The organism is Citrobacter sp. CK191, from assembly GCF_030333435.1.
Lineage (GTDB): Bacteria > Pseudomonadota > Gammaproteobacteria > Enterobacterales > Enterobacteriaceae > Citrobacter_B > Citrobacter_B koseri.
In genome coordinates this window covers 251,342-275,863 of record NZ_JAOWFX010000033.1, presented here as the reverse complement: position 1 = coordinate 275,863, position 24,522 = coordinate 251,342, and the positions used below count along the sequence as shown (strand labels likewise).

General features: G+C 50.0%; 23 protein-coding genes and 1 pseudogene. 4 read left to right on the top strand and 20 right to left on the bottom strand.

Going from position 1 to position 24,522, the window contains the following annotated elements; translation table 11 throughout:
- The first annotated feature begins 3 nt into the window (after positions 1 to 3).
- Positions 4 to 1,374 (top strand): adenylosuccinate lyase, encoded by a 1,371-nt coding sequence (purB, locus tag OGV82_RS18695; protein ID WP_047457468.1) that lies wholly within the window; start codon positions 4 to 6, stop codon positions 1,372 to 1,374.
- Between the two features lie 376 nt (positions 1,375 to 1,750).
- Here purB and OGV82_RS18690 read toward each other — a convergent pair whose 3' ends face one another.
- The 3 genes from OGV82_RS18690 to OGV82_RS18680 all read right to left on the bottom strand — a co-directional run bounded on the left by OGV82_RS18690 (position 1,751) and on the right by OGV82_RS18680 (position 5,076).
- The gene (locus OGV82_RS18690) at positions 1,751 to 3,016 is read right to left on the bottom strand and encodes a Y-family DNA polymerase (RefSeq protein ID WP_012132705.1); all 1,266 of its coding nucleotides are present in this window, start codon (positions 3,014 to 3,016) and stop codon (positions 1,751 to 1,753) included.
- Positions 3,017 to 3,018: 2 nt separating this feature from the next.
- Positions 3,019 to 3,435, bottom strand: coding sequence for a translesion error-prone DNA polymerase V autoproteolytic subunit (locus tag OGV82_RS18685; RefSeq protein ID WP_012132706.1), 417 nt, complete (start codon positions 3,433 to 3,435; stop codon positions 3,019 to 3,021).
- Positions 3,436 to 3,708: 273 nt separating this feature from the next.
- Entirely contained in the window at positions 3,709 to 5,076 is a 1,368-nt protein-coding gene (locus tag OGV82_RS18680; protein WP_286462780.1) for a hypothetical protein, read from the bottom strand.
- A gap of 183 nt (positions 5,077 to 5,259) precedes the next feature.
- On the opposite strand from OGV82_RS18680, the gene OGV82_RS18675 reads away from it, so the two are divergent.
- From OGV82_RS18675 to OGV82_RS18665, 3 genes are read left to right on the top strand one after another with little or no spacing between them, the layout of a single operon-like run.
- Complete coding sequence (locus OGV82_RS18675) at positions 5,260 to 5,622, top strand: GtrA family protein (RefSeq protein ID WP_286462778.1); 363 nt, start codon at positions 5,260 to 5,262, stop codon at positions 5,620 to 5,622.
- Complete coding sequence (locus tag OGV82_RS18670; RefSeq protein WP_286462777.1) at positions 5,619 to 6,533, top strand: glycosyltransferase family 2 protein; 915 nt, start codon at positions 5,619 to 5,621, stop codon at positions 6,531 to 6,533. Before OGV82_RS18675 ends, OGV82_RS18670 begins: the two co-directional genes overlap by 4 nt.
- A 2-nt stretch (positions 6,534 to 6,535) precedes the next feature.
- Positions 6,536 to 8,008 carry a glucosyltransferase domain-containing protein gene (locus OGV82_RS18665; RefSeq protein ID WP_286462819.1) on the top strand — a complete coding sequence of 491 codons (1,473 nt, stop codon included), beginning with the start codon at positions 6,536 to 6,538 and terminating at the stop codon, positions 8,006 to 8,008.
- 38 nt (positions 8,009 to 8,046) lie between these two features.
- Here the strand turns inward: OGV82_RS18665 and OGV82_RS18660 are convergent, their stop codons facing one another.
- The 17 genes and pseudogenes from OGV82_RS18660 to OGV82_RS18585 all read right to left on the bottom strand — a co-directional run bounded on the left by OGV82_RS18660 (position 8,047) and on the right by OGV82_RS18585 (position 24,520).
- Complete coding sequence (locus OGV82_RS18660; protein ID WP_286462775.1) at positions 8,047 to 10,092, bottom strand: tail fiber/spike domain-containing protein; 2,046 nt, start codon at positions 10,090 to 10,092, stop codon at positions 8,047 to 8,049.
- Between the two features lie 57 nt (positions 10,093 to 10,149).
- Positions 10,150 to 12,876 carry a host specificity factor TipJ family phage tail protein gene (locus OGV82_RS18655; protein WP_286462774.1) on the bottom strand — a complete coding sequence of 909 codons (2,727 nt, stop codon included), beginning with the start codon at positions 12,874 to 12,876 and terminating at the stop codon, positions 10,150 to 10,152.
- Complete coding sequence (locus OGV82_RS18650; protein WP_286449675.1) at positions 12,873 to 13,253, bottom strand: nitrite transporter; 381 nt, start codon at positions 13,251 to 13,253, stop codon at positions 12,873 to 12,875. The genes OGV82_RS18655 and OGV82_RS18650 overlap by 4 nt, the downstream gene beginning before the upstream one ends.
- Positions 13,254 to 13,262: 9 nt before the next feature.
- Entirely contained in the window at positions 13,263 to 13,751 is a 489-nt protein-coding gene (locus OGV82_RS18645) for a DUF1833 family protein (protein ID WP_012132714.1), read from the bottom strand.
- Positions 13,748 to 14,212, bottom strand: coding sequence for a hypothetical protein (locus OGV82_RS18640; RefSeq protein ID WP_286462772.1), 465 nt, complete (start codon positions 14,210 to 14,212; stop codon positions 13,748 to 13,750). The genes OGV82_RS18645 and OGV82_RS18640 overlap by 4 nt, the downstream gene beginning before the upstream one ends.
- Positions 14,212 to 17,550 carry a phage tail length tape measure family protein gene (locus tag OGV82_RS18635; RefSeq protein WP_286462770.1) on the bottom strand — a complete coding sequence of 1,113 codons (3,339 nt, stop codon included), beginning with the start codon at positions 17,548 to 17,550 and terminating at the stop codon, positions 14,212 to 14,214. Before OGV82_RS18635 ends, OGV82_RS18640 begins: the two co-directional genes overlap by 1 nt.
- Positions 17,551 to 17,602: 52 nt before the next feature.
- Positions 17,603 to 18,112, bottom strand: a complete 510-nt coding sequence (locus OGV82_RS18630; protein WP_286462768.1) for a KilA-N domain-containing protein — start codon at positions 18,110 to 18,112, stop codon at positions 17,603 to 17,605.
- Positions 18,113 to 18,337: 225 nt separating this feature from the next.
- A complete protein-coding gene (locus tag OGV82_RS18625) occupies positions 18,338 to 18,505 on the bottom strand; it encodes a hypothetical protein (RefSeq protein ID WP_286462767.1) in 168 nt (55 codons plus the stop codon).
- A gap of 149 nt (positions 18,506 to 18,654) precedes the next feature.
- Positions 18,655 to 19,122, bottom strand: a complete 468-nt coding sequence (locus OGV82_RS18620; RefSeq protein WP_286462766.1) for a phage-derived protein YdaY family protein — start codon at positions 19,120 to 19,122, stop codon at positions 18,655 to 18,657.
- 62 nt (positions 19,123 to 19,184) lie between these two features.
- Positions 19,185 to 19,418 carry an Ig-like domain-containing protein gene (locus tag OGV82_RS22910; RefSeq protein ID WP_309472193.1) on the bottom strand — a complete coding sequence of 78 codons (234 nt, stop codon included), beginning with the start codon at positions 19,416 to 19,418 and terminating at the stop codon, positions 19,185 to 19,187.
- A pseudogene (locus OGV82_RS18615) lies at positions 19,416 to 20,348 on the bottom strand (phage tail tube protein); the annotation flags it as partial. The pseudogene OGV82_RS18615 and the gene OGV82_RS22910, both read right to left, overlap by 3 nt.
- A gap of 24 nt (positions 20,349 to 20,372) precedes the next feature.
- Positions 20,373 to 20,765: a phage tail terminator-like protein gene (locus OGV82_RS18610; RefSeq protein ID WP_200073771.1), complete on the bottom strand. Its 393-nt coding sequence runs from the start codon at positions 20,763 to 20,765 to the stop codon at positions 20,373 to 20,375.
- A complete protein-coding gene (locus tag OGV82_RS18605) occupies positions 20,762 to 21,313 on the bottom strand; it encodes a hypothetical protein (protein WP_012132722.1) in 552 nt (183 codons plus the stop codon). The genes OGV82_RS18610 and OGV82_RS18605 overlap by 4 nt, the downstream gene beginning before the upstream one ends.
- A 201-nt stretch (positions 21,314 to 21,514) precedes the next feature.
- Positions 21,515 to 21,898: a glutamate 5-kinase gene (locus tag OGV82_RS18600; protein WP_286462765.1), complete on the bottom strand. Its 384-nt coding sequence runs from the start codon at positions 21,896 to 21,898 to the stop codon at positions 21,515 to 21,517.
- A 188-nt stretch (positions 21,899 to 22,086) separates the two neighbouring features.
- Positions 22,087 to 22,482, bottom strand: coding sequence for a hypothetical protein (locus OGV82_RS18595; RefSeq protein WP_060937471.1), 396 nt, complete (start codon positions 22,480 to 22,482; stop codon positions 22,087 to 22,089).
- On the bottom strand, positions 22,479 to 23,075 hold the full coding sequence (locus OGV82_RS18590) for a hypothetical protein (RefSeq protein ID WP_112002341.1): 597 nt from the start codon (positions 23,073 to 23,075) through the stop codon (positions 22,479 to 22,481). The genes OGV82_RS18595 and OGV82_RS18590 overlap by 4 nt, the downstream gene beginning before the upstream one ends.
- Positions 23,060 to 24,520, bottom strand: coding sequence for a glycosyltransferase family 2 protein (locus OGV82_RS18585; protein ID WP_200052991.1), 1,461 nt, complete (start codon positions 24,518 to 24,520; stop codon positions 23,060 to 23,062). Before OGV82_RS18585 ends, OGV82_RS18590 begins: the two co-directional genes overlap by 16 nt.
- Positions 24,521 to 24,522 lie beyond the last annotated feature (2 nt).

Genomic DNA, 24,522 nt, shown 5'->3' with positions numbered 1-24,522 from the left:
TCTATGGAATTATCCTCACTGACCGCCGTTTCCCCTGTCGATGGACGCTACGGCGATAAAGTCAGCGCGCTGCGCGGGATTTTCAGCGAATACGGTTTGCTGAAATTCCGTGTACAGGTTGAAGTACGCTGGCTGCAAAAACTGGCCGCGCACACAGCGATCAAGGAAGTTCCTGCTTTTGCTGCCGACGCAAACGGTTTCCTGGATACGATCGTCGCGAACTTCAATGAAGAAGATGCCGCACGTATCAAAACCATTGAGCGCACGACGAACCACGACGTGAAGGCAGTTGAGTATTTCCTGAAAGAAAAAGTGGCGGATATCCCGGAACTGCATGCGGTTTCGGAGTTCATCCACTTCGCCTGTACTTCTGAAGACATCAACAACCTGTCTCATGCGCTGATGCTGAAAACCGCGCGCGACGAAGTGATCCTGCCGTACTGGCGTCAGTTGATCGACGCGGTAAAAGATCTGTCCGTTCAGTATCGCGACATTCCCCTGCTCTCCCGTACCCACGGTCAACCGGCTACGCCGTCCACGATGGGGAAAGAGATGGCTAACGTGGCTTACCGTATGGAACGCCAGTTCCGCCAGTTAAACCAGGTGGAAATCCTTGGTAAAATCAACGGCGCGGTCGGTAACTATAACGCCCACATTGCCGCTTACCCGGAAGTGGACTGGCACCATTTCAGCGAAGAGTTTGTGACGTCGCTGGGTATTCAGTGGAACCCGTACACCACACAGATTGAACCGCATGACTACATCGCAGAGCTGTTTGACTGCGTCGCGCGCTTTAACACCATCCTTATTGACTTCGATCGCGACGTCTGGGGTTATATCGCGCTCAACCACTTCAAACAGAGAACCATCGCGGGTGAAATTGGTTCTTCCACCATGCCGCACAAGGTTAACCCGATTGACTTCGAAAACTCCGAAGGCAACCTGGGGCTGGCTAACGCCGTACTGCAACACCTGGCAAGCAAACTGCCGGTTTCCCGCTGGCAGCGCGACCTGACGGACTCCACCGTGCTGCGTAACCTGGGCGTCGGTATTGGCTATGCGTTGATCGCGTATCAGTCCACCCTGAAAGGCGTAAGCAAACTGGAAGTGAACCGCGATCGTCTGCTGGATGAACTGGATCACAACTGGGAAGTGCTGGCAGAGCCGATCCAGACCGTAATGCGCCGCTACGGCATTGAGAAACCGTACGAGAAGCTGAAAGAGTTAACGCGCGGCAAACGTGTTGACGCCGAAGGCATGAAGCAGTTTATCGACAGTCTGGCCCTGCCGGAAGAAGAGAAAACGCGCCTGAAGGCGATGACCCCGGCCAACTATATTGGCCGCGCCATCACTATGGTTGACGAGCTGAAGTAATCCCCCCTGCCGGATAGCGATGCTAACGCATCTTATCCGGCCGATATTCAGCGCCCCCAATGCCGGAGACTCATCCGGCATAACTCTCCCCCCGGTTTACGAAATGTTTATCCCCGCCGCAACATAATCAGCGTTAGACTGCGAATGAAAAAAATAAACAGTTTGAGAAACATGCATTTATAACAATATCAAGAAGTTGGGGAATGTAGTTATCGGACAATAGCAGACAATATCAGGTATTTTATCGCCCCTAAAATTACCCCTAACCAACTATTTGCCCCCAAATCCGCCCCCAAAATCCATACCGAAAACCAATAAAGATTAGACACATTGATGGGCTATGCCGGGCAGATACAATTCACGACAGACACTTTTTTCACTTCACACGCAAAAGGTCTTCATATCGAGTGGTGTATCGCGGTGAGAGCATCTCCCGCTTCATCTGCCACTGCTGTTGTATGCCCTGTCCGGCGAAGTAGAGCGTACCTACGCCGTCTTTGGTGTTGAGATGATCCAGCACCTTCATCAGTTTGTCGCTATTGCGCCGCGGCGCGTTATCATCAAAAAGGTTGAGTTGTGCCACCCCCTGGCTGAAGAAGTCGCCGAGCATAACGCCTGCCTTCTGGTAACGGCGTCCATCTTTCCAGACAGCATCCAGGCATCGCGTGGCCGCGCCGATAATGTCCCGGCTGTCCTGCGTCGGGGTCAGAAGCTTCACAGAGGCGCTGTTGCCGTAATACGGTTCGTTCAGTGCAAACGGGCTTGTCTTCACGAACGCGGAGATAAACCGGCAATATTGATGCTCGCCGCGCAGCTTCTCCGCCGCCCGGCTGGCGTAACTGAAAATCGCCTGACGCATCTCTTCGTAATCAGTGATACGACCACTGAAGGAGCGTGAGCAGACGATTTCCTGCTTTACTGGTGCAAACTCTTCCAGTTCCAGACACGGCTCACCACGCAGCTCGCGTACCGTTCTTTCGAGCACAACATTGAAATGCTTCTTGATAAACCGGATATCTGTGTCAGCCAGGTCAAGAGCAGTTTCGATGCCCATCCCCTCCAGCTTTTTAGAGATGCGTCGCCCTATACCCCACACCTCGCCAACTGGCAGCGCAGCTAACAGTTTACGCTGCCGGCCCACGTTCGATAAATCAACAACACCACCAGTCTGTCGTTGCCACTTCTTTGCCGCATAGTTAGCCAGTTTCGCGAGGGTTTTTGTCTGCGCAATACCGACACCGACGGTGAGATGTGTACGCTGTAATACTGTAGTGCGGATCTCCCGGCCAAATTCAGTAAGATCACGGCAGTTTCGCACGCCAGTCATGTCACAAAATGCCTCGTCTATGCTGTAAATTTCGACGCGGGGACTAATTTCTTCCAGCGTTGTCATTACGCGATTCGACATATCAGCGTAAAGCTCATAGTTACTGGAGAACGCGACGATGCCGTGACGGCGAAAAGTCTCTTTTTGTTTGAAATAGGGCTCCCCCATTTTAACAAAGGACTTCGCTGCTGCTGAACGGGCAATAACACAGCCATCATTGTTAGAGAGAACGACAACCGGCCTTCCTTTTAGGTCTGGCCTGAACACCGTTTCACAACTCGCATAGAAGCTGTTCACGTCTACGAGTGCAAACATACTCAGCCAGCAGACTTCACGATGTAAGTTACGACGCCGAAAACCTCCAGATTGTCTTCACTTCCAATCATGATTGGTTTATACACAGAGTTTTCAGGCTTGAGCATGACAGCAGGATGCAGCAACAGGCGCTTAACTGTGAACTCACCGTCGACCGCTGCAATGACAATGTCCCCATGCCCTGCTTTTCGTGAACTGTCGACTACCAACAAATCGCCTTCGCCGATTCCGGCATCACGCATAGAATCTCCTGTGGCCTTCACGAAATACGTCGCGCTTGGGTGCCTCACCAGCAATTCGTTAAGGTCTATACGCGACTCAACATAGTCCTGAGCAGGGGAAGGAAACCCGCATTGCACAAGGTCACTAAACATTGGGAGCGCCACATGGCGTAGATCTGTAGGCGTGAAAAACTGCATGATAATCACCTTAATTGATACTGATTATATATACAGTATTATTGTATCAATGGCAGCGATCAAGTCTCTTAGAAGTACAACACGGTAAGTAACTGGCGTGAGGTGAAATTTAGTTTTGTGGAACATCATCGGCGACTGGTGCTCTCTGTCGAACGATCGCAAACTGGCCGCGCCCGAGACCTGGCCCGATCCCCACACAGGCTCTGGTGCGGCAGCTTAAATCACAGTTATCCTAAAATTATCATGCCATACATCGTTTTTATAAATGCTAAATTACATTGTAACTGGCAAGCAAAATGCCACACTAAAATTATTTAAGGGATATGGCTTATCTACGAGTTCTTTAATATTTGATTCAGGGTATTGCCCGCTACCTTCCTTATATTCGTATTTATATGGAGATACTGTATCGTCACTGTCTGAAACATTGCCGTTTCCATTATGGTACGACTTGTCGGCATAAAACAATTTTGCAGGACCAGTAATCTTACGAACTGGAGTAATTGTTATTTCATCTTGTGAAGTAATTTCTACGGATGAAATATCAACGCGACCGCTGCTATCATATAGTGTAAAGCCCTTATCATCGTACATCACAGGATCATACTTCACGTATGCTTCCGTGAACTTTAGCGGCGGGTAAGGAACATTATACCTTACAACCACCGTATCATTAGATAAGGAGACGGATAGTGGTTGCAATGGCTTCCAGTTTACCCCTTTGTCGACAACCTGATGCATAACCTTTGCTATCTGTACACCAAACCATCGGTAACCATTTGGTCCCAGATGCCCACCTTTATCTGGGTATTGGTATGTCGGTCCAACCATATAGACCCCATCATTTGTATTGGAAAAATCAAGTTGAGCCATGCCAACAGATAAATCGTTTGTATCCCTGGAAAAGCTACCACCTGTTTGATACATGAAAAATAATGGTTTATCTTTCTGTTTCGTAATTGATACCGCATCGCTCAACATATTATTGTGGAGTTTTTTTAAAGCGGATAAGTATCTATTATAATCTTGAGGTGCATTTTCATATGTGGGCATGTAGTTCATTTCGCCCTGCATAAATACTATAGAAGAGACAACTGGATCTCTTTTTTCATTAATGGAAATGGCGTTAAATATTTTAACGGCATCGGTAAACCTTTTATAATAGCCACTTCCTTTTGAAATCTGTAGTATATCTGAACCTGAAACCCCGGCATTCATACCAAAAATTGACTCAAAGGAGTTGATTCTAAAACCAGAAAACGCAGTAACTGCACCAACTATAGGCTCTTCACCCTCGTTGATAGCCCCTCGTTTTAGCTTACTAACATACTCTGGACTAACCAACTTAGATGAGTCATCCACTTGCTGAACGGTTGAAGTTAATGGCCTAACGGAATTACCAACAGGTTTGTAATGTTGTGATCTCCTTGAATCTGGTCTGACCGAATCACCGATCATAAATGCATTATCAACACTAGTCTTGGTCGTTAATGCTGGCCATCCCTCCATTCCAGTCATTAAACTTTGTCCGTAACCGACAACTAACATATTTACTTTTTTCGGAGACTGCTCTACGAAGAAAAATAAGCCTAAAAACATCACAGAACCCAGCAGCAAACCTGCCATGATTTTCACTTTCATGTTTTTTAAACTCCCCAACCCTATGACACTACGTTTAGCATACCTCAGGGGGTTCATGAAGTCATTGGAGAGACTTCATGAACCCCCTGTATATATAAACAGTACAGTAATCAAGTACTGCTATCGATCAATTCAATCGTTGGTGATACACTTTCACCCTTTCAGAATCTGCTGATTTTTCATATGTTAAAGCTATTTAGTCGATATGTTTCGGTTGGTGTAGTGAACACCGCGATTCATTGGTTATGCTTTGCTGGTTTGCTTCACGTCTTTGGCACCAGCCAGGCCATTTCCAATGTTACGGCATTTTGCGTGGCTGTAACTTTTAGCTTCTTCGCTAATGCAAAGTTTACTTTCAACGCTCAGGCTACGACCGGGCGTTACATTGCGTTCGTCGTATTCATGGGGGTTATGGCTATGCTCACTGGGTTTATTGCAGATCAACTCAAGGCACCACCGATTTTAACGCTTGTGGCGTTCTCGGCTTTCAGCCTGATCGCGGGATTTATCTACTCAAAATTCATAGTATTTAGGGATGCTAAATGAAAATCTCTCTGATCGTTCCGGTCTTCAATGAAGAGGCCACGATACCGATTTTCTACAAAACGGTTCGGGAATTCGACGAATTAAAACAACATGAAGTTGAGATAGTATTCATCAACGATGGCAGCAAAGACGCAACGGAATCAATTATCAATGCGCTTGCTGTATCCGATCCGCTCGTCATGCCATTGTCATTTACCCGTAATTTTGGCAAGGAGCCAGCTTTGTTTGCCGGGCTTGATCACGCAACAGGTGATGCTGTTATCCCTATCGATGTCGATTTACAAGACCCCATTGAAGTTATCCCGCATCTGATAGAGAAATGGCAGACTGGCGCTGATATGGTTCTGGCTAAACGCACCGATCGTTCAACGGATGGAAGGCTAAAACGAAAGACCGCAGAATGGTTCTACAAGTTACACAACAAGATCAGCAACCCGCAGATCGAAGAGAATGTGGGGGATTTCCGTCTCATGTCCCGTGAGGTTGTGGAAAATATTAAGTTAATGCCAGAACGTAACTTGTTCATGAAAGGCGTTCTTAGCTGGGTTGGTGGTAAGACTGACGTTGTGGAGTATGCCCGCGCCGAACGTGTGGCCGGTGACTCTAAGTTCAATGGCTGGAAATTATGGAACCTGGCTCTTGAAGGTATCACCTCGTTCTCAACTTTCCCTTTACGCATGTGGACATACATTGGGCTTTTTGTCGCAGGTCTGTCATTCCTGTATGGGGCATGGATGATTGTTGATAAGTTATTTTTCGGCAACAGCGTTCCTGGCTATCCGTCACTGCTTGTATCAATACTTTTCTTGGGGGGTATTCAACTTATTGGGATTGGTGTTCTTGGTGAGTACATCGGTAGAATTTATATTGAAGTTAAAAGCAGACCAAGATATATAACAAAGAGAAAATAGTGATGGGAATTTTTACGATTGACAAAAAAGAGCGAATGTTATTTATCGCAATTTTGGTCGCATCATTTTTTTATGTGCTTCCAATAATACTATCTGGACAATTCTACATAGATGACTTAAGGCGTTCTATATGGGGTGATTTAGGATGGTCACAGATTGGAAGGCCATTATCAGATTTAATATTAAAAGTTATAACGCTTGGTGGGTTAGCTGGTGACACATTCCCGTTAACACTAATACTATCTGTGTTACTGATATCCTTTAGCGTGTTTAAGTATGTAAAATCAATCAGAATAATAACTGATACCAAAGTTATATTCATGCTCACAGTCAGCGTAATGTGCAGCCCATTTATGATAGAGAATATGTCGTTTAGATATGACTCGGTCACCATGGCTGCATCACTGTCATTTATCATTTTAGCATTTACAATAAAAAGCACTGACATTAAAGCATTAGCTATTGGTGCTTTGCTGGTAATTTTTTCGCTTTGTACGTACCAGGCTACTATTGGTGTATTTTTTACACTTTCAATTTTAGAATTTTGCATAAAAACAAAATCAAGCCAAAGGTCATTTGACAACATCTTGACCCTAATTAAGAGGGTGGCTCAGTTCTTAACATCATTCATTATATACACAAAACTCATATCACCTTACTTTGTTGTGGGTTTTTATGGTGAAAACCACTCAGAGCTATTACCACTAACAGCCGAGTCAATTACTGCGGCGATAAAAAACACAGCAAACTTTGCAAGCATGATTGTTGAGCTTAATTACATATATGGATATATTCTTATAGCATCAGTGGTGCTTTCTATGCTTTCATCATTAATGATTGCTAGAGGTGCTATCAAAAACGAGGTATCCTTATATTCAATTGCCTCAGCAGTAATTGTTATTGCATCGCCATTTTTTGCAGTTCTATTCTCATTTATTCATTTAGTGCCGCTCAAGAATCCAGTAATACTTCCAAGAACGATGATGTCGTTTTGTGCGACAATTATGTTTTTTGGAATTAGTATCTCTATGCTGTCAGGTAGATCAGCAAAAGCACTATTGGCTTTGTTTATTCTATGTTCTTTATCTTATGTATATACGTATGGAAATGCCTCTAAATCGCAAAGTGAAAGCGATGGAAGAATAGTTGAGACATTAAGATATGCAGTCGGCATTAAAGGGATTGATGCTAAGAATCTCATTATATACGGTGAGTCTCCAAAAACAAAACAATCAATTATTGCTGAAAATAAATACCCATCGATAAAAAGATTGATACAAATGTATTTATCTGGAAACAGAATGTGGTCTAGGTTTTTGATGATGCACCATGGTATGGGCGTTACCTTAATCGATAATTCATCATTAAAGTTAAGTCGTGTATGTGCGTGGGATACAATTTACAAGGATGAGTCTTACTTGATAAAGAATGAAAAAACAACTGTCGCGGTTATTTTCGGTGATAAGTGCAAGTAAATAAAGCCCTCCCGCATTAGTCTGCGGGAGGGCTGAGTTTACACCACGGTTCCAACCCCATTTTTCCAGGCACTTCCTGTCCATGTGATCTGATAACCAAGTGTAGTATCAAGAATCATAGATCCAGCAGCGCTTGCCCCTAATGCAGGCCGATTTGCAGTAGTGTACGATGGTAACTGCAAAGGCTTAATTACCTGACAAGTAGTTCGATCTGAATTGGATGTCCACGAACTTGCAGTAACCTGGACTGCGTGCACGTTACCCCAGCGAAGACGAGTAGAACCATCATCAAACCCCCAAGACACTTTTCCATCTAAGTGTGGGCGAAGATATGCCTGAGAACCTGAAGAATAGAACAGGCCAAACCTGTCTTGGTTTCCGCAGTTAATCACTTTGTATAGTGGGGAAGTAAGTCGATTATAAGCAGTTGGGGTAGATCCATCTGGATTATTAACGGTAATATCAACACCAGCATGCCCCAGAAAACCATCAGATTGAGTAACGAACCCTGTGAGGTTGGTCATTTTGAAATAACCAGATTCCCCATAGCTGTTATTAAACCAGACATAAGCGACACGGTTAAGGTTAATATCACCTTGACGGATAACACAGTCATTAAAGCTAATCTTACCACCTGCACCGGTAAGGTTTTGCCAAGCACCTGGATAACCATTAGTCCCTCCAACTGTGCCTGAGGCTAGGTAGTTAAGACGATCATCACCTACATATGATCGACAAGTGCAGTCAAGGGATACGCCCTTAATCACACTCCCACGAAATTTATGATCGCTTGTTCCTGGGCCTCCCCAAATCCAGTTGCCTGCTGCAACGCCGCCAGACGATTCAGTTCCTGGATAGCGCTCCAGATTACGAATATCATCGTCATGACCTTGCATTTTTACCGCATAGTAGTTATCTGCACGCTCTGTTGATGGTGTATTGGGGTGAAACCACCAGAAGCAGCAGTCGATTTGTCGAGAGTCGTTAGGGCCTACAGATTTAATGCGATCATCAACGTTAAAATCATTTCCGCTTCCGTTCCGTTGCTCACCGCGCGAAGCATCAATCCAGTAGCACGCGCTTCCTTCCGGGATATAACCGGCGATCATAGTGTCGTGCATTCTCACGCTCATTACTGATGCGTTGAATACTGGAATGTCAAAACACGGGACTGCCCCAACATCGTTCTGAGCTGTCAGCGACGGCGGTTCATAAGTCCCGTCTGTACGTTTACGCCAGCCAATGACGGCAATATTATCCAGCACAGCGCCGGATTCAGCGAAAACAATACCCATGCTGTACGCCGGATCGTCAGATCCGTGAACAACATCGGTGAGGATTCTCTTCGTCGGCTCTCCACGCAGATGAAGTTTCGTATAGCCGTTCTCAGCAATCAGATCAACGATTGCATTGTTATGCACCATGTCATGATACATGGTTGGAATCGGTGCTACGCCACACAGTTGCGTATTTCGTGGGATGAAAATCGTGTCGTCGATCAGATAGTCGCCAGCCGGAAGAACGAGTCGCTTACCCTTGTTGGCATCAATAGCAGCCTGTATTGCGGCTACTGCACTGGTGCTGCCGGTTGGATCAGCATTAGTAATGTAGACAACATAAGACAGCCGTTCGGCAACCGTCACATCACCATAGCCGATCTGTTCTGCACCGGTTGGCAGCGCCAGTTCGCGGCGCAGGACATCGCTGACATCTACGGCCAGCCATTTTCCGACACCTGTACCGCCGGATGAATCTGGAGTAGAGCCTGGCGGAACGGTTTTCGGCAGGGTCGTGAGATCATCCCAGCGATACCATGCGCCTGTTGTTTCATCCTGAATGATGTCACCAGCGGAATTAATAACCGCCCCGCCCTGAAATGTCCCGACTGGATTTAAGCCGAGGTTCGCGAGCGCTGTTTTATAACGCTCTTCCATTCCATGCCACGTAAGGCGCGGCACGCCAAAACGGTCATCCCACGTTTCATGAACCCGGTCATTTGAGAGGTGATCAAAGTTCTGGGCGTTATCGTACAAATCTTTTGCAGCAGCAGACCCCAGCGGATTGCCGGTGTTGTAAGTCGTCATATGGGCCTCATAAACGAAAAAACCCGCCGAAGCGGGTCTGTATTGGAGAGATTGTTGTTATGCGACGTTGCCGGGATAAGTGGCATTGTCGTAATCGTAGAAGCTGGGTTTATACTGCTTCGCCGTTACCTGGCATGTGCCATCAGATTGAGGCGCGATCTCAGAGATAATGGCGTTATAGCCAACGCGCGAAGAGTCGCAAAAAATAAGGCGTGGTGGCTCAATAGCCGGATCATTGAGGACGATTTCAGCAAATTCATTCAGGTATCGCACTGTCACCTGATAATCATCAGCCCTGATTGCCGTAAGAAGAGATGATGCGGTCCCGTCCTGAAATCGGATGATCACTCGCGGGTTTTCATAACTCCAATCCAGTGGCTCGGTTACCGTGAATGTTGTCAGCGCATTTTCGGTTGTCATTTCATCAACCAGACAGGAAATAGTTTTATTGCCAGGAATATCGTCTGTCAGCACTATGCGGTCGCCGACGTTATAGCAAAGGGCGTCCAGTTCTGTTGAGGTCGTATGTGTCAGCCGTTGCTGTAGGTACTTCATCAGCCGCCGCATGCCGATCTGATATGCCCGGTCACGGTCGAGCACACCATCAAGCGTGTAGTCTTCGATTTTTACGGGCGTTGGATTATCTGGTGTCCGGCACTGTACCGTTTCCTCCGCCCACGTCGTTCCGTTGATATACGTAACGTCCACGCCGTCATAGTCGTCGTCAGACGGAGCCACGAACGCGGTTTGCAGGTCTTCGGTCATCTCATGCGGGCTGATAACCCCCGACCAGGGCTTAACTCCTTCGCGCGCAACCGAGGCAAGCCCGTCTGCCAGCAGAAAATAGCTTTTCCCGGCATTGGCGATCTTCTGTAAAACCTCCAGCGCAGATGTACTGTCGGTCGTCTCGAAGTCGAAAAACTCATTGTCAGGCGTCCAGTACGCACTTTCCAGCGCATCAATGGCGTCGGTGTCCATGTCCAGACCCAGCGAGTTACCGACGTGGTACAGCGCGCCGGAGATACTTCGAGGTGCTCCCGTTCCATAGATTTTGGTCGCAACAACATTTACCCGCTTGTCAGACTGAGCTGCCAGTTTCCCCCCTGTCTCAACAGTCGCTCCCATCGTTGTAACACCAGCATACGCTGATGGCCTCGCCAGTAACCGACCGCGTAATGCCTGCCAGTACATATTATCGCGCGCATTATTCTCACCCTGCTCATTCGTTCTCCTGCAACGAACTTCAACAAGACCCGTGTTATCCAGAACAATGCGCTCGGTAAAGCCGAGGCCGTTAACATTCTGAAGGTTGTAAGCTCCGATCTTACTTGTCCAGCCAGAGCCTGAACCATACACGCGGTACTGTATTTCCCATTTAACCTGCCTGTTTTCTTTTCTTCCCTTTTTATTGAACCCACAGATCCCGTTGGGGAACGAGAAGTTCACTTCAAACATGTCGATAGTTTCATTTTCAGGGCATGCCAGAAACGGCCCCATCCAGGAGTCATTCTCGTTGATACCAGAAGCATCAAAATCCAGAACGGTGCGGGAAGAAAAGCCGGGCCATGTAGGATCAGTTACACCATCAACCAGGCGCTGAAGCGTCACAGAACTACCGTCAACTTCAAAAATTTTATACTGATATCCGGCGTGGGAGAGCGCCAGCCTTGGAAGCCCTTCAGGAATACCGGTGAATGCTGGCCCGGTAGCGCTGTCGTAGGCGAGAGTTACCGATGCAGTAACCTCGTCATCATCCCCTGACGCATCTTCATGAGGCACGTAAGACGCGATAAAAAGATCATAATCAATGCTGTTGTACCAGAGTGTTACAGGCATTCCGACATACGGCGCGATTTCTGCCAGGTTGTCACTGGTAATTCTGCTGTATGCGCCATCGTTCGTAACCACAAATGAATCCGGCACTATTAATTCCACGGTGGCGCCGTCCACCCACGAATCTGGTAACTCATTTTCTGCTGGATCTTCTTCATCGGTGCTTAACCCGTTGAAAGTAACGGTGGCGCCGCTCACAGTCAGTGAATCCGCAACTATATCCTCCGAGTCAGGAGCCGTCTGCCCCATATCCAGCCCGGTTCCTGATGACGTTCCCCCAACCTCTGTTGAGTTGAACCAGTTCTCACTACGGCTGTCTCCCGCAACATTCGCGCCGGGCGCATAGACTTCGTAGGAGAACCCTGCGTCCAGCGAAGTAACGGGCGTTGCACCAACCCGAATATCCCCCGTAGAGAAAGAGAAATCACCTACACCCAGACAAACGAACATATCCACGGTCATTTTTGTCGGGTCGTCTTTATCAAAGCGCGTCACCGGCTGAACAACATAATCAGGGTAAATTCGACGGCGCCCAAATAATTCACGAATGGGATCTCCGAGTCTTGCCCGGTTCGCTTTCGCCGGGTTAACGTCAAGGGAATCGCCTGTCGACGAAGAGAAACCACCGGGATCTGATGCGCCAGGCGCAAAGAAAAGAGCATATGCCACGGTAGCAACAGACACGGCAATCGCAGCCCACGCAGCGATCTCAAGACCCGTTCCATAGGGTACAGGGTAAATTTTTACATCGTTGTCTGGCCTGATCGCATAATCGAACCATGCCGCAGCCGGGATATTCACGCCGTCCACTTCAATGGCGATCGGATGCTTCATATCAGCACGGTAATTATCAACGTTCCGCGTCATCCATTGATGGATCGTGATTGCACTATGTTCATGCGTTTCCAGCGGTTCGCCGGGTAACCGGGAGGGGTAAATTCTGATGGTCACTTCCAGAACTCCACTTTAACGAAGCGGCGAACAAACTGCGCCACCGGCGTGAAAGAAACGTTGGATTTAGGGTTGCATTCAGCCACATGCAAACGGCCATTAAGCACCACGACAACGCCGACATGCGTCACTGTTGATCCTGAATAACACGCCACACCAGCGCCTTCACATGGCTCGCAGCGTTGCAGGGAGAGCATCAGTTTCCGCGCTTCTCGATTAAGCCCTCCACCATCTTTCGTTACCCCGGCAAAATCCGGCCACTCATGAAGCCCCAGATCGCGGCGCACTTCATTCACGATGCCGAAACAGTCAAGTTCAGGGTAAGCGCGTCCGCCCTTCAGCCATCTGACCGAAAGGTATTTATCTTGATTGAACATTGAAACTCCTTAGCTCATGTAACGAAGGCCAGGATAGAACGGGAGTGTGTAGCGATAGCGGGGCCAGGCAGTATCCAGCACATTCATGTATCCAGCGATAATCTGCGCCTGCGTTGCAGTCCAGTACCCGTTTTTAACCGTCAGGGTATAAGGGCGGTCTGCGGGCGCGGCTAAATCGTCAGAGGTATATTGTCGGTAGGTCACCGTGGCGCCACGTAGATTTTCCAGCGCGCTACGCACGGATGTGGATGCTTCTCCTTTGATGTTTGAGACAGCAAACTGCAAGTCCTGCGTGCCGTCACTGTTCCGCGCCGGTAGCGCAACATCGATGGCGCTGGCGATGAATGTGACCTCTTCACCAGTTTCCGTCGTCGCTGTTATATTGTCGTAGCCATCGCAGAGATACATGACATCATCACCGATGTTGATCTGCAAAGTTTTGATAATGACCTCTTCACCGGAAGAGGCGTACAGTCGTTTTAAAGTCGGACTGGTCATGCTTCCGGCCACTCCCTGTTAAGTGCAATATCGATGATGCTGCTGTTGATGATGTAATCCGGGAACTCAGCCCAGCCATCGCCGAGGACGGGTCGAGTCCACAGCTCAAGCGTCGCGGAGAACTGCCAGTAAATCGGGGCGACCAGCGTCGGCCCCTGATAGATGTCCGTAAACCGACATTTGTAGAGTTCAACGCCCAGCGGCGTTTGCAACCGCATAAAAAACCAGTCGGCGCCGTCAGTGATGGTTTCGTGATACCAGCCCTCAAAAAGCTGAGCCTGAGCATCGTTTTCGAAAAGCCACTGCACATTTGCCTGTGTCGGCGTCGAAATAAACGCGCGGCGCTGGCGGGCGCGGCCGGTGGTCATTTCGGTACGCTTTAACGGACTGACTGGCTGGAATGCATAACCGTCCTGTAGTGGCATGGGAAGATAATCGTGAGGATAGTATTTTTCAGCCATCAGGTAGTTCTCCTTCCGGTGTACGTTCCTCGCATTGCGTTACCCACTTTTCCGTTGCCTTTCACGATCTGATTGGCGACCTGATCCAGAGCATCGCTGGTTGCCTGTTTCTGAGTCTGCGCCAGCGACAGATTCATCTGATCGGGGGTTACACCCTGCTGAATATTGAAGTTCTGGTTGATGGGGGCGTTCAGGGTCATAGCATTGCTGTTGTTATTGACGTTCTGCGCCCCCGTACCGAAACCGGGCTTGCTCAGCGTTGCATCCAGAGAACCACCATTGCGCAGCGCCTCAAGGTTCGAGACGCCGATCCGGTTGGTTGCAGCCTGGTCAAAAACATACTCGCCTTTATGCACTATCCCGGCGGGCTGGTATTTTCCGCCCGGGCCCGTAAAACCACCGGCAGCAAAACCGACATCCGCAACAGCTGCGATATTAGAAACGATGCTCGCCGTCGCCGCTGCAACGGATGCCATCGCAGCGATGTTGTACGGGAACGGGTTGGCAGCCGCCATCGCGATACCCTGTTGAATGGAAACCAGAGACTGCGCAATAGCAAATGCCTTACTGGCGGCGAACGCTGCTTTATAAATCCCGGATTGCTCCCCGAAACCAGTCGCCAGAATCTGCAAACCACTGTCGATCATGGTTTGCGTCGCACTGGTGATGATTTCGTTTTTCTGGGATTCAATAACCTGGTTGGCTTGCGCCGCCTGCTGGCGGATTGCTGTCATACGCGCTTCGCCTTCCGTGGTGATTTGCGCAGCCTGGGCATATGCCGTTTCCTGAGCCTGCAACCACGTCTGTAACTGCTGTTGCGCCTGATCGAGCTGAATGTACTGCTGTTGCATACCGCCGAACGTGCCGGATAACTGGCCGCCAGTCGGTGACAGGTTGCCAACCACACTCTTCACTGAAGAAGGCAACTCCGCTGGAGTGTTTTTGTAAATATCAGATCGGGTTTGCTCGTATTCCCCCGGCGCCAGCTTCCCTGTGGCTTTTGCTTTTTCCAGCAGCGCAAGCCGTTCGCGAAGCAAATCATTCTGCTGCTCATCCTTCGCTTTAACCTGCTCCTGCATTTTCCGGTAATCGTCGAGCGTTTTAACGGAGTTTTGCAACTCCTCCTGTCGTTTGTAGGCCTGAATAATTTCTTCAGAGCGGGACAAAAGCGATTTTTGATCGGCGGTGAGCTGCGTTTTCGATTTGAGGTCAGCTATCTGCTGTTCAAATTTCACTCGCGCCTGGGTGGCGCTGGTGAGCTTATCGCTGGCGTCAAGCTGGGACTGCATAGCGGATGTCTGCTGGTTAATCTGATCCAGCAGTCGTGTCGCTGCATCTTCGCTATATGCTTTTCCCTTCGGTGCTGTTGGCGATTTAGGGTCTTTGTACATTTCATTGATGCGCGCGATATTTTTCGCGTACTGATCTGCACTGATGGCCCCGGCATCAAGGAATTTCTTCTGCTGCTGAATCGCCTTGTTTCGCTTATCAGCATTCGACAGGAACTGCTGGTTAACGCGATCAGCTTCCTGCTGTATTTTAATTGCCTTATCCTGCTCTTCTCTGCCAGCCGCGACAACTTTTGTAAGGTCGCCTTGCAGGTCGATAGCACTTTGCAGAAAATTAGCCGCTGCTGCTGCTTCAGTTTGCCACCCTGGCACACCGAAAATATTACCCACGGCTTTGCCGCGCGCATCATTTGCCTTTTTAGTCGCATCAGCCAGGCGTTGTTCAAGAGACTGCTCGCGCCCAACGCCCAGCATTGCATCCCATGCGCCTTTTGCTGCGCCGGTGAGTCCGTTCCATGCCTTTTCGAGATAACCGAGGTTATCCTGAATATCTGCGGCACGCTGCTGCATGGTGGTGGCGTAAGCATCAGTAGCAACGCGCGCCGCTTCCTGCTGATTCCCTTCATCCTGGAGGGCCTTAATCTGGTTGTAAGTTGCCAGCGTAAGGAAGTGATACTGATCGTTCAGTTTGGTAATTGCCGCAACCGGATCGGCGGCAATTTTGTTGAAATCGTCCACCAGTTTATCGGTCGCAATACCAGTGGCTTCACTCGTTTTAACAACGGCAGTGGTCACGCGCTCAAGCGAGTCACCGGCAACCTTTCCAGATTCCACCAGTAGGTTTAGCGCCGATGCCGCTTTGCCAGTGGTTGAGTTCGCCGCTACACCAGCGCGCGCGGCAATGTCCGCCAGTTGACCCGATGTTTTCCCTACCTGGTTACCCGTCAGGATGAGTGATTTATTGAAAGCGTCCTGTTCCTGCGTGCCTTTGTAGTACGCCACGCCCAGCACGCCGACCGCAGCAGCCGCCAGCGTGAAAGGATTGATCAGGCCCATCACATAGGAGCTAACGCCTTTAATCGCCGGGCCGATGCCGCCGAACATATCTTTTAACTGACCGCCCTGCTGCATCAGCACCATGAACGGACTTTGCCCGGTAGACAGACCCACGACGATATCGGTCATCTGAGCAGGGATCATGCGCATCGCAAAAGCAGTTTGCTTTGCTGACATGCCAGTTTTGCCTAACTGCGCCTGCGTTTTTTCTAACTCGGTACGCATTTCACCGAGCGTGCCGGAAAGTTTTGTGTATGACTCAGGGGAAAGCAGCCCTGACGATTTCGCAGAGTCGAGCTGCTTTTGCTGCTCCGCGAGTCGGCGAAATCCCTCGCCAACTGGATCAAGCTGAGCGACCAGGCGTTGCAATGCCGCGCGCTGCTCATCATGAGCTTTCGCCGCCTCTCTCTCAGCCTGTGCTTCTCCGGTGACTTCCCGACGAGTTTCCTGCAATTTTTTACTGTAGGCATCGAACTGCGAAGTGTTGAGCTTTCCGGCTGAGAGCGCAGCGTTAAGATCTTCTTGCTGTTGGTCAAGATTTCTCAGGGCAGCAGTTAGCGGATCAATTTTATCCAGCATGCGCTGGAAGGCTTGTGCCTGCGCCTCTTGCTGCGCGGCTGCTAATTTACCTGCTTTTTCCGCTTCACGCTGAGCCTGAGCTACTCCACTCAACTCTTCTGTGGTTTCGTTGAGTTTTCTCGACAGAAACTCAAACTCTTCCTTATCAATTAACCCTTTGTCGAAATATTTTTTTAATTCGGTAAAGCGGCGCCCAACGGTGTTAATGGCTGCACCAACAGGATCGATAGCGGCGCGAAGTTTACTCATCGCCTCCTTTTCTTCCTCGGTGGCTTTAGTCACCTTCCCGGCACTGGCCGCAGCCTTCATGCCCCATTCAGTCAGACCACTGAGGGCTGTCGTCAGATTTTCTGCGTTTTTCTCAGCGCCGGTGCTGTCAATAATGACGGCGAGGCGGGATGTCTGTTCTGACATTGCGATCTCCGGGCATAAAAATACCCGCCGAAGCGGGATATTTCAGTGTTGTTTAAAGTCCAGGCAAATACATTTGCACTTCATCAGCAACTCTCGCGCGCGCTGCGTGGAGTAGCTTTTTGCGCCCACCAACTCCCCACCGGGCCATCTGGCTGGCGCACTGGCTAATCGCTTTTGTTTCGGTGTTAATCACATGGTCGATTTTGTTGAGACGAGACATGGCATCAATGCCATTGCGGATCACCATTTGGAATGTCTGATAGACCTTTATCTCAAACTTCGCACTAAGCCATGCCGCATATCTGATAGCTATAAGCTCAAGCCCCCAGACGCCATGATTAGGGCCGCCATTAACGGTTTTTAGCGCCGCTATTTTCGTAGCGGCGGTCAATTCCCGAATGAATGCCTTGATAGATTTGCTTTTTGTGAAGTTACTGGGTCGTTGTGATTCTGTAGCATTACCTTCAGCCACCGCCGCTGCGTGGAGATCGTTAAGATTGTAACGCCCTTCGTTATCGACACGAACGGATACGCCGTTTACTGAAACTGTTGGGTAATTCATATCGGTGATACCTTTTAGTGATGAACCTTGTCTCACAGGAATTCGGCCCACAGAAAGGCACCGACAGCCAGCCGGCATCCTCAAGGGTCATCCTGAAAGGTTCTGTGTGAAGTGCGCGTGAGATGCGCGTTTGAATCAGTTTTCAAAAATGCCGAAAGCGAATACAGAAAATTCGCCAGCGGTAACTTTTACTGCGGATATAAAAAGCCCAGGACTGAGCCTGGGCTATTTGGGTTTGCCGTGTTTTTTCTGTTCCTGCGCCCACTGCTCACGCCATGCGTCATCGAGGGCAAATATGGCCGCGTCAAATTCATCACGATCAATGAGGACGGGACGTGCAGAAAGAAAGCGCTCAATATCATGAAGCGAGATCGGCAGCGGCGCGCCCGCCATCCCGGCATACAGCCGGGAGCGGGAGATAACGGAGTAAGCGTTGAGGATTTCCCCTGTAACACCGTCAATTTCAGGTTCGGGAATTGGCGGGAGTTTTAATTTCTCCCTTCGCCACTTTGCCTTTTCTCCCTGCTCTCCACCGAATTCACTCAGCCACTTTTGCGCTTCGATGGCTTTTTTACGGTTTCCTGCTTTTGCTGCTCTTTGCCCTGGGCGATGCTGGCTGCCTCCGCCAGAATTTGCCAGTAAATCGCTGGTTCCTGTTTCAGAAGTGCAGCACCTCGTTCAGGTGTGTACTCAATCGGCGCTTCTTTGCCTTCCACCAGCTCGCCGACACCTTTCCAGCCTTTCAGAAGGAAACGTGCGCAGTTGTCGATCAGCAGATCATCGGCAGAGTCAATTTCCCCGACCGCTGACAGACTAAATTCGCTGGTTCCAACCTGGTAACTGGCATCCATTTTTTCAATATGGCGGCGAATAAGCGCATTACGCGAGCGATACTGGTCATTATCAATGCTGCTGACGAGCAATTTCAGCCCTTCAATGGGTTTCAGGTCTTTCAGCGGTGTAAACCAGCGCTCGCCGCCAACATCAATTCGTGGGGTTAGGATAATCATTCGAAGCTCCTGCATGAAAAAAGCCCGCGCCGCCATGCAGAGCGGAACGGGCAAGGGAAATTTTATGGTTCAGTTACGGTAATGGTTGCCGTATCGGTAAAAGTGCGCGCCTTAGCGGTGATAGTTGCCGTTCCGGCCGCAACACCAGTAACGACGCCTGACGCACTAACTGTTGCCACTTCAGGATCGGATGACTCCCACGTAACAGTATCCGTTGCGCCTGCGGGAGCCAGCGTTGCTGTGAGGCTGGTTGTATCGCCAACATCAACGGAAGCTGTTTCCGGGGTTACCGTGATACCGGTTGCCGGAATGGTAACGGCCCGGGTAATGGTCGGTGACTCGTCGGCCGCAGTGATATCCAGTTGAACCTGGATAATGTCGGTATTGCCGCCATCCGGCCAGTCGCCAGCAACCTGCACTTTCGGGAAGTTAAACGTGTACTGCCCTTCGTCATTCGCCAGCGTAAAACTGAACGGCACGGTTGCTCCGGTAAGCGTTTTGCTCCAGACCTCCCACGCAGCTTTAGACCAGGACAGCGTGATCGAACCTGAAGGCGTGAAGGTGGTTGGGATATTGGCCCCGGCATACGGTGAACCGGTGCCGATACAGCGCTGAGTCTGGACGTTGTTGTCGAACTGGATGTTGAAGGTGTCGATACAGAAACCATCACCGCCGTCGATGCCGTTCAGGTTGATTGCCGTGACCTCTTTGAACGAGTAACGCAGCTCGCCAGCGTTATCGGCAGGTGTACCTTCGATATAGCTCGTATCGTCTGCTTTCGAATCCCAGCCCAGTCCGGCGAAAGTGATCGTCGCGGTAACGTCACCGTCGTTAGGAACTTCCAACTGGAACACGCTTACCTGCGCGCCACGAACGATAGAGGCAATACCAACATCGGAAGCATACGTTGCAAGTGAGAAAGAGATACGGTCATTCCCCATCGTCAGCACATTACCCGCCCACTCCGCGCCAAAACACGAAGCCAGGAATTCATCATGCTGGCCGTAGCGGAATTTTGCCCCGACATCGCCGCCAACATCGACCGTTCCCAGCGTAGCGCCCTGCGCCATTCGGGTGCCGCCGATCTCGTCGTTGTCGTTGGTGTTCTGGGACGGGCCAACGCCCCAACTTGTGCGTTTTAAAAGGTTCCACGGAATACCCGTTGGGGTAACGCCGGGAGTGGTTTCGCGCACGAATGCGCTAAGAACTTTGGCTCCAGATGACATCTGGTTACCTCCTGTTATTTGGCGCTAAGTCGCGCGGTAAGGGATGTTGATGTTCCATTGATACCAACCATTGGCATCACCGACTTCGTATGCTGATGCAGCGAAATAGCTCAGTGCGCCGTCATCCTGGAACTCGAACAAAGAAACAATTTTGTCGGCGGCCTGAGTTATTGGTAATGAGTGAGAACCGGTGGGAACAAAAAGTTGGATAATGACAATCCCCGTTCTGTGTACAACGGGACCCGCGCCGATTTCCGTCGCGCCTGCCTGACCGGCTATGTTTGTCACCCGCGCCCAAATATCCTTTCCTTTCGGGTCGAATGTCGGGTCGTTAGGGTATGTCACGTCACTTTCAGCAATAGCCGTCTGCGCCGTCATTCTGGTGATGACAGCGTTACGAATTTCTGTGAGGGTCATTTGTAGGCCTGTGTTACACCATTAAATGAAACCGCATAAACGCCTGCCGGTGCCTGCTTTGAGTGCCCGTTTTCAAGCGGTACGGAATAAGGAAGGTTTGACTGGATGTAGATGACCGAATAACTTGGCGCCGCAAGAATTGTCGAAGTCCCGTTATTTATAGTGTTTGCACCATTCGGGTCTGGCTCGCTTGGCACGTAATTGCTTGGAGAGCCAATGCTAACAAAATGCGATGCCCGAAAAGTTCCTGCTCGATATTCTGCGGGACGTTTTATATCCATGCTGTCATTGACGCGGGCTTTCCTTTTAAGCCGTCCTGTTTTTGTCAGATTTTCGGGGTTAGAGAGCTGCGACTCATTCCACTCGCTTACCGCTTTGTTGTATTGAACTGCTGTCTGGTTTACAGCCCATATTTCAGGGTTACCGACCGGTGACCGAATAACGATCTCATTGAGCAACTGAATGGCTATAACGCGTTGCAGTTTTCCGACATCCTCTTCCACTTTGTCAGCGAACAATGCAGGGTCAAGACTCCAGGCCTTAGTCATCCCATACTCTCCGCCACTTGCAAAGAATCCGTTCAGGCACGAACAGTACAGCAAAAATTAGCGGCCATAAAAGCACGGCGATTACACCATAAGTAGCCTTAAGCCATAATACCGAGCCACCATCCCTGACGAGCAATACGGATACAAACTCGAAAAGACCGAGAGGCAGTCCGCAGATTAGATAAAGCAGAAGAAATTGCATTACACCCTCCGCAACTGAATGGAATATGTTGCTTTCGCCGGATCGGTTCCTGCCGTAATGACTTTGTAGCGTTGCTGTTCGCCGGTAATCAGGTCTGGTGCAGTGATGATGTGATCGACTTTCGGTTCGTCGGTAACTTCATTCGTCAGCGCTGTTAATTTCAGGTCGCCGTGCAGGATATTGACGCCATCAATGCGGTTGAGGCTGTATTTCGACAGAACGCCACGCCCGGTGTAGGTCACTGTGGTTTCACCGCCTGTTTCAGTTACCGGGTCCCATCCGGTTTGGATGACGTAAGAGCCGGTGAAATCGTTGACGGCATCCGCCAGCTTGGTATCAAAGGCCTTTGCGACCTTCGACTGTAATTTTTCACGAATCCCCATGAATCAGCCTCAACCACTCAGCGATAATCGCCCTGACCACCTGGTCCCTGTCAGCAATGTCATCTGGCGACATTTTCCCATCAGCGATCGCTCGCATAAGGGATACCGGAATGACATGCACATTGCCGTCAGAAGTCTGTAGGCAAACATGCGGCTTGCGCGGTTCAATGTTGACTACTTCGCCCATATCAAGCCCTCACAAAGTACGTTTGAAAAGGACTCAGCCGCCACGGGCCCAGCAATGCCAGCGCCAGTTGAAGATCAGGGTCAAGAAGTGATGAACTGTCTACCGATAATTCAGCATACGATTCAGATACACTCACTCCATCCGCTGTAACTGACTCACTCGTAACGACGCCAGAACTGGTTTTCTGTTGGTAAAGGTTTCCAACAGCCGCGACGGAAGCTGCGTATGCGCCAGCCTGTTTTACATCATCAGGAATATTATTGAGGTCGATATCCTGAAGATTGAGGCTTGTCATCCAGGCATTAGCCATCAGAACCGCTTTTGCTTTTTTATCTGGCTCAGTCCAGTTTTCACCAAGCAACTGGTCAACATCAGCGACGGTTATATAGGTTGTCATTGAGATAATCTCCACGCCCGGCGGCGCTCTGTGCGCGGTGTTCTGTCTGGATGACGCTCTACCGATTCACCGTCGGCATGATCCACCAGCGAGTAACACGGATAGACCACAGGGCAACCATATGCGTCACCTACTGCATAATCAGCAGCCTTATGGCTGTCCCAACACGCCAGAACCCGTTCAATATGATGTGGCGGCACGCTATAACAGACGCCGTGAATCAGTCGTGGTAGCGTGATGTGGTCGGCCTGCGTCTTATCGGACACTATCAGTCGTTCGGCTATCTGCATCTGGTACTGAGGTGGTCGGCCAGTGCCCAGGTAAAAGCTCACCAGTGAATCAGGGAAGCGGTTAAGCCACTCACCCACCAGATCAGTGAAACCAGCAACAGGCATCGCGTCGTCTTCCAGCACTACAACCCGGCAGGATTGCCCGGCAGCCCATTCAAGCGCGCGGCGATGATTCCAGTTAGCGCCGTGGTTATCTGGGTCGATCATGACGTGAGCAGTTGGTCCGATTTGGTAAGCCAGTGCTCGCGCCTGAGGTTCTCTTGAGTGATGCCCGACCACCACAAACTTCACTTGTGTTTCCAAAAGGCGTACTCCTTACCGACACCATCAGACTTGAACACGGTGTGGATGCGCGGGCCTGTTACTATCCGATCGCCGAAAGACTTCGCCACAATGCCGAACGCAAGCATGTCCCCGACTGCGGCGCCAGCCTGCTCTTTCTTCCAGAATCGGTAGCTCTCAATCCGGTAGTAAAGGCGGATGATGCCGTGAGCGAACGCCATTACATCTGCGCGCGTACCGCCCAGCAGCCCGGCGTTAAGCATCACATCGTTGCGGTGCTGTTCGATAAACTCCTGATAGATGCGTTCCGGGTGATTCTGTTTCGCCCATGTATCAGCATAAGTTTTTGGTTCGGAGCCGACATAAACCTTGCCTGGTTCCATCTCATCCCACGGCGCACAAAGCATTTCGACATCAGTACCATCGGTACACCAGACGAACCGGTATTCAGGATGATCGCGCAGGTGCTGCCAGATATGCAGCCAGCGCCGGAAGTAGACGTTCATTGCGACATCTGGAACTGTCACCAGTTGAGCGCCATCGGGAGCGGAGGTTAGCTGGTCGGCCAGTACTACGGCATCGGCACCCCGGATTGATTTAGCCCAGGTGGTCAGCTCCGCCGGGTCAGGCTGCATTCTGCTACCGCGCTGCGGGTCCGGTTGGCTCGTCAGTAATGTTGTGATCACAACGTCGCGCTGGCGCCGGTATTCGACATAGCCGGTATAACCCGTATCGCGACGCTCGTTGTGGATTTTTACATTACGTTCCACCAGCGCTTTCCTGTCTGCCGTTGGCACTGAACGGTCTACGGCTTCATGTTCATCGAGCGAATGAATCAGCTTTTCGGAGCCAGTTACATCAGCATAAGCCCAGGTAGTCAGTCCAGCGTTATGGATGCGCAGGGCAAGGTCGCTGTGTTCGTACATGCCGCGCCCGTAAACCCAGTCGAAGCCGCCGACACGCTCGATAGCGCTGCGGTGGTAATACAGCATCACGCCGCGCTGCCCCGTGTACGCCACATGCTTATCGTCGCTATAAAGCACCGCGAGATCGTTAAGTTTTCGCGGGCCGGCAAGGTCGAGGAACTGATACGCAAGATGCGGCTCTGGTGATTCGATATACGGAAGATGCCAGCCATCGGCAATCGGCCATGCGTCATCGTCCCATAAAAACAGATGCTCGCACCCGGCATCCATCAGCGCCGTAAGACTGGCGTTCTTCGAAGCAACAATGCCTTTTGAATTATCGTGCCGGATTAAATTACTCCAACCCGGAACTGTTGCTGGCGGATTTGAACCATCATCAATGACGAACACGACCACACCGGGAGGTAAATATTTTCGATGATGCTCAAGTGATTTTGCGAGGACATCCGGCCTGTTGTGAGTGGTTATCGCGATTCCGATTTTATTATGGGAAACGCTATCGGCGCGGACATAAGGAACCCCACCAACAATGACATCCATTG